The sequence below is a fragment of the Pseudomonas sp. PA27(2017) genome (assembly GCF_001945445.1).
GTDB lineage: Bacteria > Pseudomonadota > Gammaproteobacteria > Pseudomonadales > Pseudomonadaceae > Aquipseudomonas.
On the sequence record NZ_MSXW01000043.1, the window covers coordinates 1 to 12459 of the forward strand.

Sequence of the window (12459 nt, forward strand, 5' to 3'; positions counted from 1 at the left end):
CGACTGCGAGCAAAAGGCAAGGCCGGCAAACAGATCGTCTGCGCGGCCATGCGCAAGCTGCTATGCATCGCTTACGGGGTCCTCAAATCCGGCCAGCCCTTTAACCCGCAACTCGCTATTGCGAGGTGAAGGTTAAGACGGTATCTACAAAAGCGCACGATGCCCGCTTCTGCCTAATTGCAGCCGACTCACGGGGATACAAACGCCCATAAACCCAAAGGTCGCGACAGGCTTAAGACGTCTTCGCCTCGCGCTGCCCGGCCGCCTTGGCGCGCATTTTCTCGCACATCAGGGTCATCTCGTCATACAGCAACTGCGGGTTCTTCTGCTTCAGCGCCCAGGCCTGGCGGCCCTGCTCGTGCGGCAGGATCATGAACTCGCCAGCGGCGACGGCTTTGAAGATGTAGTCAGCGATGAACTCGGCATTGATCGGCGAGCTTTCCAGCAGCTTGCCGACCTGGGCCTTCATGGCCGGCGTCGGCCCGCGGAACGAGTCGAGCAGGTTAGTCTGGAAGAACGAAGGGCATACCACATGCACACCGACCTGCAACGGCTTGAGTTCGGCCAGCAGGCTTTCCGACAACGCCACCACGCCAGCCTTGGCGACGTTGTAGTTGCTCATGCCCGGGCCCTGCATCAGCGCCGCCATGGAGGCAATGTTGACGATGCGCCCGCGGCTACGCTCGAGCAGCGGCAGGAACGCCTTGCAGCCCTTGACCACGCCCATCAGATTGATCGACAGCTGCCAGTCCCAATCCTCGAGCGAAAGCTCGGCGAAGAAGCCGCCCGAGGCGACGCCGGCATTGTTGACGATGATGTCGATGCCGCCGAATTTCTCTTCGCAGGCCTGCGCCAGGGCAGTCAGCTGGCTGTAGTCACGCACGTCGCAGCGCAGGGTGAAGCCGTCGCCGCCCGCCTCGCGCACCAGGCGCAGGGTTTCTGCCAGCCCGGCGTCGTTGACGTCCGAAAGCGCCAGGCGCCAGCCCTCGCGCGCCCAGCGCAGCGCCAACTCGCGCCCCAGGCCGGAGCCGGCCCCCGTGATCATCATCCGATTGCTCATGCTCAACCTGCCCTGCTGGCCAATGAAAGACAGCCCGAGTGTAGCGAAGGCGCAGGCAGCGCCCAGCCATCATCAGGTTGTTGAATGGGTGTACCGCGGGGTGGATAGGGAAGCTGCTTCGACTCCCGAGTATCGCTGCGTTCGAAGCGGGCCACGTCTGCCAGGCTACTGGAACAAACGCGTGCTTAGTTCGTGGCTGGCTTCCAGCAGAATGGGCAGGAAGCGGTTTTCCAGCTCCTGGCGCGACACGCGGCCCACATGGGTGCCGACGTTGAGCGCCGCCAATACCTGGCCGGCGGAGTCCTTGAGCGGCACGGCGATGGAGCGCAGGCTGACTTCCAGCTCCTGATCGATGATCACCCAGCCTTGCCGGCGGATCTCCTCGATGTTGGCGCGCAGGTCTTCGGGTGTGTGCAAGGTGCGGCTGGTTTTCACCTGCAGGTCGGCGTGGCTCAGGTAGTCGTCCAGCGCGGCGTCATCCAGCGCCGCCAGCAGGATGCGGCCCATCGACGTACAGTACGCCGGCAGGCGGCTACCCACGCTCAGGTCAACGGAGATCAGCCGCTGAGGCGTCGCCGAACGTGCGATGTAGAGAATCTCGTCGCCCTCCAGCGTAGCCATCGAACAGGCCTCGTGCAGCTGTTCGCTGAGGCGATCAAGAATCGGCTGCGCGGTCACGGCCATCGGCGTCGAGGACAGATACGCATGGCCCAGGGTCAGCACCTTGGGTAGCAACGAGTAGACGCGCCCATCGGTCGTCACATAGCCGAGCTTCATCAGCGTGTGCAAGCAACGGCGTACCGCTGCGCGAGGGATCTCGGTGCGGTGGCTGATCTGGGCGATGGTCAGGTGGCGCTTGCGCTCTTGGAACGCATGGATGACCGCCAGGCCCCGGGCCAGCGAAGTCATGAAATTAGGGTCGCCGGTAAAGGCTTCGATGCGCTTGGCCGGCGACGCGATGATCGGCGGCGCCATTGAGCTGGGCACGGAACGGGATTCGGGCATGGCACTGTCACTCGTCCAGACTGTTTGCGCGATTATCGAACTGCGGTTCGATAATCGCAAGGGAACGAGTTGCATGTGATCCTGTAACAGCGGCAACCTCGCCGCGAATCATGGGCACGACGCCGATATCACGGCAAGACCACCATCATTCGCGCCGATTCGGCGCTCCTACACGGATGTGGACTTCATGCGATCTTGTAGGAGCGGCGACCCCGCCGCGAATCGTGGGTACGACGCCGATATCGCAGCAAGGCCACCATCATTCGCGCCGGGGCGGCGCTCCTACATAACGTAGGAGCGGCGACCTCGCCGCGAATCGTGTCCACGACGCCGATATCGCAGCAAGGCCACCCCCATTCGCGCCGATTCGGCGCTCCTACACGGATGTGGACTTCATGCGATCTTGTAGGAGCGGCGACCTCGCCGCGAATTGTGGGTACGACGCTGATATCGCAGCAAGGCCACCATCATTCGCGCCGGGTCGGCGCTCCTACATGAATGTGGGCTTCATGAGATCGCGTAGGAGCGGCGACCCCGGCCGCGAATCGTGGGTACGACGCCGATATCGCGGCGCGCCAACGCGACCGTTCTACAGGATGACTACTGCGCGTGGTGGCGATATAGCGCAGGCGGCACGCCGGTGCTGTCCACCGGCTCCCAGGGGCCTTGCAGGGTGCCGGCCCAGCTCCAGCCGTCCTGCCAGCGATAGAAGGTGCGTTCGCGGTAATAAGTATCGCGCTCGGAATCGATCTCGTAGACGCCAAGTGCGCCATTCCAGTGGCTGGACACGCCCGGCGGCGGCGCGAAGCGCGGGTGGGATTTGCTCACCGGCGGCGAGCCGGTAGGCGCCGTAGGGCCGCCGTCGGGCTTGCCAGGGGCCGGGCTATGCAGGGTACAACCAGCGAGGCTTAACAAGGTGGCTGCCACGGCAGCCGAAATCAGTCTGTTCATGGTGGTGTGCCGTCAGGGCTATCGATGACAAGGCGCTGCACGTCCTGGGTGCTGCTGGCCACTGGTTGCCCCTGGCCGATCCACTCGCCGTTTTTCGCATCGCCGGCGCGCGAAATGCGCGCTACCAGTTGAACCTGCTCGAACGCGGAAAGTTTCAGTTGCGGCATCATCGCATCGCTGTCCGAGAGGCTGACTTCGGCCGGCAGGTCGGCGACCGTCAGGCGCTTGGCTGCCAGGGGCATTGGCGGCCCGGATGCGGCGCGGGCAAATACGAACACCGCATCACCGGGCTGCACCTTGTCACGCAACGCAGGCGCCAGTTCGATACGAACTTGCAGACCGGCCGATGCTTGCGATTGCGCGGGAGCACCGTCTTCGGCCTGCGAGCCCATCTCCTGACGCGCGCGCTCGATACCACCGGCAATCGCCTGCCGAGAGGGGTCGCCATCGGGCAACACGGCGACCAGTCGCTCCCAGTAGCCGATGGCATCCGCGAAGCGCTGCTCCTCATAGGCGGCGATACCCAGCAGGCCCAGGCTGGTCACCTCCTCCGGGTCGGCTTTCAAGGCTTCGCTGGTCAGCGCATCCAGCTGCGGGCTCCACTGTTTGCCAGCGGCAAAATACAGCGCCTGAGCCCACTGACCGAGCAGCTCCGGCTCGCGCCCCGCAACCTTGACCGCCTGCCCAAATGCCCTTGCCGCATCCGCCGCGCGCTGCTGGGCCATGTAGCTGCGGCCGAGGAAATACCAGCCCTCGGCGGACTCCGGATTATTCTGCACGGCCTGTTCCAGGCGCGCGGTCATTTCCTCGATGCTGTGCGGCTCACCAGAGAAGGTACGCGCCTGCTCGACCTTGTCGATGGCCCCCCACTGCAGGTACAGCGACACGGCCAGCACGGGCACCAGCACCACCGCCAGCAGCGGCACGGCACGGCCGAGGCGACGAGCCTGGCGAGCTTCGCTGCCATCGGTGTCGGCCAGCAGCTCGCGGGCCGCTTCGTCACGGGCAGCCTGCCACTGCGCGGCATCCAGAGTACCGGCCTGATGCTGCTGCTCCAGCTCGCGCAGGCGCTCCTGATAGAGGGTGACGTTAAGGGCGGTGCGATCTTCCTCGGCCTGCACCTTGCGCCCGCGCAGCAGCGGGATGAGCAGGAAACTCACCGCGACCAGGCACAGCAGGCCAGCGGACAACCAGAATTCGATCATGGGGCTTTCTTATCCTCAGACGCCTGTTCGAGCAGGTGCGCCAGACGTTGCTGTTCTTCGCTGGAAAGGCCAGTGGCAGCCGGCCCGTCACTTTTGCGACGACGGCGAACGATCACCGCGAGCACGATGAAACCGCCGACCAACAGCGCCGCAGGGCCATACCAGAGCAGCAGCGTGCGGCCACTGACAGGTGGCTTGTAGAGCACGAAATCGCCATAGCGGGCGACCAGGTAATCGATGATCTGCGCGTTGCTGTCACCGGCCTCGAGCATGCGGTAGATCTCGGCGCGCAGGTCCATGGCGATCGGCGCATCGGAATCGGCGATGTTCTGGTTCTGGCATTTCGGGCAGCGCAGCTCTTCGGTGAGCTGGCGATAGCGGGCGCGCTCGGCTTCGCTGGCGAATTCGTAGGTATCGATGGCCGCCTGGGCGACACCGCCCAGCGCCAGCAGCAGAACCAGGCCGCTCAACAGACGCATCATTGGCCGGCCTCGTCGACCATCTGCTGGTACAGCGGCGCCAGCTTCTCGCGCCAGATCGCCTCGTCGAGCACGCCGACGAACTTGTGGCGAATGATGCCCTTGGCATCGACGAAGAAGGTCTCAGGGGCGCCGTATACGCCGAGATCCAGGCCCAGCGTGCCCTTGGGATCGCTGATATTGAGCTGGTACGGATCATGGAACTCGCTCAGCCATTTCTGCGCGGCCGCATTGTCGTCCTTGTAGTTGACGCCATGGATGTTCACGCCCATGGACGCCAGCTTGTTGAGTACCGGGTGCTCGACCTTGCAGGCCACGCACCAGGTGGCCCAGACGTTGACCAGCGACGGTTTGCCAAGCAGGTTCTGCTGGGTGATCAACTGATCACCCTCCACCGCCGGCAACGAGAATGCCGGGAAGGGTTTGTCGATCAATGCCGACGGCAGCTCGGACGGGTCGAGAAACAGCCCGCGATAGAGAAACAGCGCCACGCCGAGAAAGATCACCAGCGGTAGCAACAAGATCAGACGTCTCATGCGCGTGCCTCCTGCAGGCCCAGCGCGTCACGCACGCGGGTTTTGACTTTCATCCGGTAGCGCTTGTCGGCAGCAGCGAGAAAGCCGCCGAAGCCCATCATCAGGGCGCCCAGCCAGATCCAGCGAACGAAGGGTTTGATATGGATGCGCACCGCCCAGGCGCCCTGCCCCAGCGGCTCACCGAGAGCCACGAACAGGTCACGGGTCAGCCCGGCGTCGATGCCGGCTTCGGTCATCACCGACTGCTGCACGGTGTACAGGCGCTTTTCCGGGTGCAGCACGGCGATCTGCTTCTCGCCATCGAAGATGCGCACCGTGCCGCGGTCGGAAATGAAGTTCGGCCCTTCATGGTGCGCGGCCCCTTCGAACACGAAGCGATAGCCACCCAGTTCCACCGCCTCGCCCGGCGCCATGCGCATGTCTCGCTCGAAGCTGCCGAGGCTGGTGAGGATCACCCCCAGCGCGCATACGGCCAGGCCCAGGTGCGCCAGCTGCATGCCCCAGTAGCTGCGGCCCAGGCTGGCCATGCCTTTGAAAAAGCCCTTGTGGCGAGTCTTGTCCTGGATGTCGCGCAGCCCGGCCAGGGTTACCCAGGCAGCCAGCAGGCAGACGCCGAGCACCGCCCAGTGGAAATCGCCCCATAGCAGGCTGGCCAGCAACGCCAGCGCCACGCTGGCGACCAGCACCGGGGTGAGCATGCCGATCAGCCAGCGCAGCGGCGTGTCCTTCCAGCGCACCAGCACGCCGACTGCAAGCACGGCCATCAACAGGCCCATCAACGGCACGAACAGCGCATTGAAATATGGCGGGCCGACCGACAGCTTGGCGCCGCTCAGGGCGTCGAGTACCAGCGGATAAAGGGTGCCGAGCAGAATCATCGAGGCGGCCACCATCAGAATCAGGTTGTTGGCCAGCAGCAGCGTTTCCCGCGACCACAGGCCGAAGCCGACCTGGCTGCGCACCACCGGCGCGCGCAAGGCGAACAGGGTCAGCGAGCCACCGACCACCAGCAGCAGGAAGGCGAGAATGAACACGCCGCGCTCCGGGTCGCTGGCAAAGGCATGCACCGAAGTCAGCACGCCGGAGCGCACCAGGAAGGTACCCAGCAGGCTCAGGGAGAACGCGGCGATGGCCAGCAGCACCGTCCAGCTCTTGAACACACCGCGCTTCTCGGTCACCGCCAGGGAGTGGATCAGCGCCGTGCCGACCAGCCAGGGCATGAACGAGGCGTTTTCCACCGGGTCCCAGAACCACCAGCCGCCCCAGCCCAGCTCGTAATAGGCCCACCAGGAGCCCAGGGCGATGCCGATGCCGAGAAAAGCCCAGGCGATGATGGTCCATGGCCGCGACCAGCGCGCCCAGGCGGCGTCCAGCTTGCCGCCGAGCAGCGCGGCGATGGCGAAGGCGAAGGCCACCGAGAAGCCCACGTAGCCCATGTACAGCATCGGCGGATGAGTGATCAGGCCGAAGTCCTGCAGCAGCGGGTTGAGGTCGCGGCCATCGGCCGGCACGTTGGGCAGCAAGCGGGTAAACGGGTTGGAGGTGACGATCAGGAACAGCAGGAAGCCGACGCTGATGATGCCCATCACGCCCAGCACGCGGGCGAGCATTTCCTCGGGCAGCTGCCGCGAGAAGATCGCCACGGCAAAGGTCCAGCCGCCGAGAATCAAGGCCCAGAGCAGCAGCGAGCCTTCGTGGGCGCCCCACACGGCGCTGAACTTGTAGTACCAGGGCAACGCGGTGTTGGAGTTCTGCGCGACGTAGGCCACGGAAAAGTCGTCGATCATGAAGGCGTAGGTGAGACAAGCGAAGGCGAACGCCAGAAAGGCGAACTGCCCCCAGGCGGCCGGTTGTGCCAGGCTCATCCACTGGCGGTCACCACGCCAGGCACCGATCAGCGGCAGGGTCGCCTGCACCAGGGCCAGGCACAGGGCCAGAATCATCGACAGGTGGCCGAGTTCGGGAATCATCGCGCGGCCTCCCCGGCTTTCTCGTAATGCTTGTTCATGCCGCTCTGCTCCAGGGCCTGTTTGACCTCCGGCGGCATGTAGTTCTCGTCGTGCTTGGCCAGCACTTCGTCGGCTTGCAGCAGGCCGGCGTCATCGACCTTGCCCATGGCGACGATGCCCTGCCCCTCGCGGAACAGATCCGGCAGGATGCCGTGGAAGCGGATGGTCACCCGCGCCGCGCCATCGGTGACCACGAAGTCGGTCTGCAGCGAATCGCTGGAGCGCTTTACCGAGCCCTTTTCCACCAGCCCGCCCGCGCGGATGCGGGTATCGACCGGCGCCTCGCCGTTGGCGATCTGCGTGGGGGTGTAGAACAGGTTGATGTTCTGCTGCAGGGCGCTCAGGGCCAGCGCCACGGCGATACCGACGCCGGCGACGATCGCCAGGACGATAAGCAGGCGCTTCTTGCGAACGGCGTTCAACGTGACTCCTCCCGGCGCATACGGCGCGCCTCATCCTGCAGGTAACGGCGTCTGGCGCGCAGCGGCAGCAGCACATTGAGCACCAGCACCACCAAGCAGATACCGTAGGCCGACCACACGTAGGGGCCGTGGTTGCCCATGGCGAGAAAGTCGGCGAATGACGCGAAGTTCATCGTTTGCCCTCCACCAGCGTACGGATCTCGGCTTTCACCCAGCTGCTGCGCGCTTCCCGGCGCAGCACTTCGAGGCGCATGCGCATCAGCAGCACCGCCGCGAAGAAGCAGTAGAAGCCCAGCACCATGATCAGCAACGGCAGCCACATCTGCACCGGCATCGCCGGCTTGTCGATGACGCTGAAGGTGGCCGGCTGGTGCAGGGTGTTCCACCACTCCACCGAGTACTTGATGATCGGGATGTTGATCACCCCGACCACTGCCAGCACCGCGCAGGCCTTGGCGGCGCTGTCGCGGTTGCTGATCGCCTGGCCGAGGGCGATGACGCCGAAATACAGGAACAGCAGGATCAGCATCGAAGTCAGGCGCGCGTCCCAGATCCAGTAGGTGCCCCAGGTCGGCTTGCCCCACACGGCGCCGGTGATCAGCGCGATGGCGGTCATCCAGGCACCGACGGGCGCAGCCTGCTGCAGGGCGACATCGGCCAGTTTCATCTTCCACACCAGGCCGACCACCCCGGCCACCGCCAGCATCACGTAGATCGACTGGGCCAGAAACGCCGCCGGCACATGGATGTAGATGATCCGGAAACTGTTGCCCTGCTGGTAATCCGGCGGCGCGAAGGCCAAGCCCCAGACGGTGCCCACGGCCAGCAGCACGGCCGCGGCGACGGCCAGCCAAGGCAACCAGCGGCCACTGATTTCGTAGAACCATTTGGGCGAGCCCAGCTTGTGAAACCATGTCCAGTTCATCAGGTCACTCATCATTCTCCGAGGTAATGGCCCGCGGCCATCCCCGGTAGCACGTTCAATCACTCGCTGACGCTGATAGTCAGGCCGGCGGCTATGGCGAAGGGTGTCAGGGTTACCGTCAACGCGGTGAGGCTGGCCAGCCAGAGCAGATGCCCGGCCACCGGCAACCCTTGCAGACTCGCCTGCAAGGCTCCGCTGCCGAGAATCAGCACCGGGATGTACAAAGGCAAAATGAGCAGCGCCAGCAACAGCCCGCCACGCTTGAGGCCAACCGTAAGCGCGGCGCCGATAGCGCCCAGCAAACTAAGGATGGGCGTGCCAAGCAACAGAGAGGCCAACAGCACTGGCAGGCAACGGCCCGGCAGGCCCAGCATCAATGCCAGCAAGGGCGACAGCAGCACCAGAGCCAGGCCGGAAAACAACCAGTGCGCCGCGACCTTGGCCAACACCAGCACCGGCAAAGGGTGCGAGGAAAGCAGCCATTGTTCCAGGGAGCCATCTTCGAAGTCGCTGCGAAACAGGCCATCGAGCGAGAGCAGGACCGCCAGCAGCGCCGCGACCCACACCAACCCGGGCGACAGGCTCTGCAGCAGTTGCGTTTGCGGCCCGACGGCCAACGGGAACAGGGCGATGACGATAGCGAAGAACACCAGTGGATTGGCCAGCTCTGCGGGGCGGCGACATAGCAACCGCGCCTCGCGCACGACCAGCAGCATAAACAGGCTCTTCATGCGGCATGCTGTCCCAGATCAAGATCGCGATAGCCATCCGGTACGCGGCTCAGGGCATGGTGCGTGGTCAGCACGATCAGGCCGCCGCTCCGGCAATGCGCGGCCAGGTGGTCTTCGAGTTGGCTCACTGCCTGTTTGTCCAGCGCGGTGAAGGGTTCGTCGAGAATCCACAAAGGCGGGCTGTCCAGATACAGCCGAGCCAGGGCCACGCGGCGTTGCTGCCCGGCGGAAAGCGTGTGGCAAGGCACATCCTCGAAACCGCGCAGCCCGACGGCCTGCAAAGCCTGCCAGATCCGTTCACGGCTCGCCGGGCGATGCAGGGCGCACAGCCAGGCGAGGTTTTCTTCGGCGCTGAGCAGCCCCTTTATGCCCGCGGCATGGCCGATCCACAGCAGCTCACCACTGCGGCTGGCGAGAGGCTGGCCATTGAGGCGAACGGTGCCACTGGTGGGCGGCCTGAGACCGGCGAGTACGCGCAGCAGGCTGGTCTTTCCGCTGCCGTTGGGCCCGGAAACCTGCAGCATCTGCCCGGCATCCAGGGCGATGTCGAGGTTCTCGAACAGCAGGCGCCAGTCCCGTTCGCAGGACAGCGCAGTTGCTTCGAGAAAGGGACTGCTCACAACGCGGGCACCTGGTTCAAGTCGAGACGATTGCGGCCGCTATACTCTTGCGGACGTTCGGATTGGCCGCGAGTATACATGCCCGCCCTGCTCACCCGCAGCGTGCGTGGGCCCAGAGTATGAGACTTAATGACCGAGATCAGTGGATCGCGTCCGATTGCACCGCCTTCCGCCGCCAATAGACCGGCGGTGAGCGCCGCCGACCTGGCTGTGAAGCTGCTCAAGCCGCTCGACGGCCTGATGATGCCCGGAGAAAGCGCCAAGGCCGAGGTGGTGGGTAGCAAGGAAGTGGCACAGAACTTCCAGCTCATGCTGCGCCTGAACCTGGACGGCGGCCGCCAGGCAACGGTGCAGGCCAGCAGCCCACAGCCGCTCGCCCAGGGCACGGCGCTGACGGTCACGGCGCTCTCCGACACCCGCCTGGCATTGGCCGTACTAGCTGGTGGCAACAAACCACTGACCAGCATCGACCTCGAACAATTGCCCGTTGGCACCCTGCTGCAAGGCAAAGTGCTCACCCGCGAGGCGATGCCCGTACAGGTTGCACAGGCGACCGTTTTCAAAGTGCTGGTCAATCTGCTCAACACCGGGCTGGCCGGCAACACCCTGAGCCTGGAAACCACACTCGATCTTCCACCCGGCAGCCTGCTCAGCGCCCGGGTGCAGGGGGATCAGTCCTTGGCATTCCTGCCACTCAGCGGCCGCCTCGACCAATTGGCACTGCTGCAACAGCTTGGCAACCAGCAAAGCCGCCAGGGCTCGCTGGAGGGACTGATGGCTGCGCTCAAGGGCATGGGTGGCCAAGGTGGGCTGCCCGACGGTTTGAAGGGCAGCATCGACAAACTGCTGGCAGGCCTGCCGACTGGCGAGCAGATGAGCGATGGCAAAAGCCTGATGAAGGCATTGGAAAACAGCGGGCTGTTTCTCGAGAGCAAGCTACTGGCCGGCCAGACTGGCGGCATGGGCACCGACATGAAGGCCAACCTGCTGCGCCTGGTCAGCCAGTTGCTGCCACTGCTGCCAGGCGCAGCGCCATTGGCGGCCGCTACCGCCTCGGCCAACGCCATGACCCAGGCACTGCCTGCTTTCGCCCGCAATGTGCTGGGCAATATCGGCCAGAGCAGCGGCCGCCAGCAGGCGATGAGCTTTCCCTTGCCCAGCCGCCTGCTGCAATCGATGGATGAGGAGGCAGATCTGGAGGCACTGCTCAAGCTCGCCGCGGCCGCCATCTCGCGCCTGCAGACGCACCAGCTGTCGAGCCTTTCGCAGAGCCAGGTCGGCCCCGAGGGCCAGCTGTTGACCACCTGGCAGATGGAAGTGCCGATGCGCAATCAGCACGAACTGGTACCGCTGCAGGTGAAGATTCAGCACGAGGAGCCGGCACCCTCCGCCAAGCAGGATCCCAAGGAAGCGCTATGGCGGATCGACCTGGCGTTCGATCTCGATCCGCTGGGGCCGCTGCAGGTGCAGGCGCAGCTGGCCCACGGCAGCCTGTCCAGCCAGCTATGGGCTGAGCGCGCCAGCACTGCCGGCCTCATCGACCGGGAGCTGGGTAACCTGCGTGAACGATTGGTGGCGGCCGGCCTCACCGTTGGTGAGCTTGCCTGCAGCCAGGGCACGCCGCCGCAAGGCCCGAAAACCTCCCTGGAACAACGCTGGGTCGATGAAACCGCATGAGCAGTAAAGCCCCCCGCCAGGCCATCGCCCTCACCTACGACGGCCAGAATGCCCCCAACCTCAGCGCCAAGGGCGACGACGAGCTGGCCGAGGCCATACTCGCCATTGCCCGCGCCCATGATGTGCCGATCTATGAGAACGCCGAGCTGGTCCGCCTGCTCGCGCGCCTGGAACTGGGCGAAGCGATACCCGAGCAGCTGTACCGCTGCATCGCGGAAATCATCGCCTTCGCCTGGTACCTGAAAGGCAAGTTCCCGGCCGGTTTCGACCCACGGGGCAAGCCGAAGGATGAGCCGTTGATGCTCGAAGGGCCGGGCAAGAAAACCGGGCGCTGACTACGGCGCTCCGCCGCCCCTGTGGGAGCGAGCATCCCATTACTCGCGTGGGAGCGCCGACCCGGCGCGAAAGGATTGTGGCCTTGTTGCAAGACCGGCGTCGTACGCACGATTCGCCGCGGGGTCGCGGCTCCCACAATGACCGCAAGCAACCCACCACCTGTGTGGGAGCGCCGACCCGGCGCGAAAGGATTGTGGCCTTGCTGCAAGAGCGGCATCGTACGCACGATTCGCCGCGGGGTCGCGGCTCCCATAATGACCGCGAGCAACCCACCACCTGCGTGGGAGCGCCGACCTCGGCGCGAAAGGGTTGTGGCCTTGTTGCAAGAGCGGCGTCGTACGCACGATTCGCCGCGGGGTCGCGGCTTGTATGTTCTAGGCTAGGAACCTGTCGGGGGTGGAGGGACATGCGCGGCTTCTGCAAGCGACAAGCCAGACAGTGGGAGAATTCCCCCACCCCATACTCACCGCAAACGCCGATAAGGAATCCTTCGGTCGGAGCGA

14 protein-coding genes and 1 pseudogene are annotated in these 12459 nt (G+C 64.8%); 3 read left to right on the plus strand and 12 right to left on the minus strand.

Annotation, left to right across the window (positions count from 1 at the left end):
* A pseudogene (locus BVH06_RS26070) lies at nucleotides 1–129 on the plus strand (IS110 family transposase); the annotation flags it as partial.
* A 103-nt stretch (nucleotides 130–232) separates the two neighbouring features.
* Here BVH06_RS26070 and BVH06_RS18185 read toward each other — a convergent pair.
* The 12 genes from BVH06_RS18185 to ccmA form a co-directional block, all read right to left on the minus strand.
* Entirely contained in the window at nucleotides 233–1060 is an 828-nt protein-coding gene (locus tag BVH06_RS18185; protein WP_075935004.1) for an SDR family oxidoreductase, read from the minus strand.
* A 165-nt stretch (nucleotides 1061–1225) separates the two neighbouring features.
* Nucleotides 1226–2065 carry an IclR family transcriptional regulator C-terminal domain-containing protein gene (locus BVH06_RS18190; RefSeq protein ID WP_075930633.1) on the minus strand — a complete coding sequence of 280 codons (840 nt, stop codon included), beginning with the start codon at nucleotides 2063–2065 and terminating at the stop codon, nucleotides 1226–1228.
* Nucleotides 2066–2665: 600 nt separating this feature from the next.
* On the minus strand, nucleotides 2666–3016 hold the full coding sequence (locus tag BVH06_RS18195; RefSeq protein ID WP_075935005.1) for a hypothetical protein: 351 nt from the start codon (nucleotides 3014–3016) through the stop codon (nucleotides 2666–2668).
* Nucleotides 3013–4221, minus strand: coding sequence for a c-type cytochrome biogenesis protein CcmI (gene ccmI, locus BVH06_RS18200; protein ID WP_075935006.1), 1209 nt, complete (start codon nucleotides 4219–4221; stop codon nucleotides 3013–3015). The genes BVH06_RS18195 and ccmI overlap by 4 nt, the downstream gene beginning before the upstream one ends.
* Nucleotides 4218–4703 (minus strand): cytochrome c-type biogenesis protein, encoded by a 486-nt coding sequence (locus BVH06_RS18205; RefSeq protein ID WP_075935007.1) that lies wholly within the window; start codon nucleotides 4701–4703, stop codon nucleotides 4218–4220. Before BVH06_RS18205 ends, ccmI begins: the two co-directional genes overlap by 4 nt.
* Entirely contained in the window at nucleotides 4700–5236 is a 537-nt protein-coding gene (locus tag BVH06_RS18210) for a DsbE family thiol:disulfide interchange protein (protein WP_075935008.1), read from the minus strand. The genes BVH06_RS18205 and BVH06_RS18210 overlap by 4 nt, the downstream gene beginning before the upstream one ends.
* The gene (locus BVH06_RS18215) at nucleotides 5233–7206 is read right to left on the minus strand and encodes a heme lyase CcmF/NrfE family subunit (protein ID WP_075935009.1); all 1974 of its coding nucleotides are present in this window, start codon (nucleotides 7204–7206) and stop codon (nucleotides 5233–5235) included. The genes BVH06_RS18210 and BVH06_RS18215 overlap by 4 nt, the downstream gene beginning before the upstream one ends.
* Entirely contained in the window at nucleotides 7203–7667 is a 465-nt protein-coding gene (gene ccmE, locus BVH06_RS18220) for a cytochrome c maturation protein CcmE (RefSeq protein WP_075930639.1), read from the minus strand. Before ccmE ends, BVH06_RS18215 begins: the two co-directional genes overlap by 4 nt.
* On the minus strand, nucleotides 7664–7840 hold the full coding sequence (gene ccmD / locus BVH06_RS18225) for a heme exporter protein CcmD (RefSeq protein WP_027905095.1): 177 nt from the start codon (nucleotides 7838–7840) through the stop codon (nucleotides 7664–7666). Before ccmD ends, ccmE begins: the two co-directional genes overlap by 4 nt.
* A complete protein-coding gene (locus tag BVH06_RS18230) occupies nucleotides 7837–8595 on the minus strand; it encodes a heme ABC transporter permease (RefSeq protein ID WP_139315675.1) in 759 nt (252 codons plus the stop codon). Before BVH06_RS18230 ends, ccmD begins: the two co-directional genes overlap by 4 nt.
* 56 nt (nucleotides 8596–8651) lie before the next feature.
* Complete coding sequence (ccmB, locus tag BVH06_RS18235) at nucleotides 8652–9323, minus strand: heme exporter protein CcmB (protein WP_075935011.1); 672 nt, start codon at nucleotides 9321–9323, stop codon at nucleotides 8652–8654.
* A complete protein-coding gene (gene ccmA, locus BVH06_RS18240; RefSeq protein ID WP_075935012.1) occupies nucleotides 9320–9943 on the minus strand; it encodes a cytochrome c biogenesis heme-transporting ATPase CcmA in 624 nt (207 codons plus the stop codon). Before ccmA ends, ccmB begins: the two co-directional genes overlap by 4 nt.
* A 129-nt stretch (nucleotides 9944–10072) precedes the next feature.
* Between ccmA and BVH06_RS18245 the strand changes: the two genes are divergently transcribed.
* Nucleotides 10073–11620: a flagellar hook-length control protein FliK gene (locus tag BVH06_RS18245; protein ID WP_075935013.1), complete on the plus strand. Its 1548-nt coding sequence runs from the start codon at nucleotides 10073–10075 to the stop codon at nucleotides 11618–11620.
* Nucleotides 11617–11955 carry an EscU/YscU/HrcU family type III secretion system export apparatus switch protein gene (locus tag BVH06_RS18250; protein WP_075930644.1) on the plus strand — a complete coding sequence of 113 codons (339 nt, stop codon included), beginning with the start codon at nucleotides 11617–11619 and terminating at the stop codon, nucleotides 11953–11955. The genes BVH06_RS18245 and BVH06_RS18250 overlap by 4 nt, the downstream gene beginning before the upstream one ends.
* Nucleotides 11956–12459: the final 504 nt, after the last annotated feature.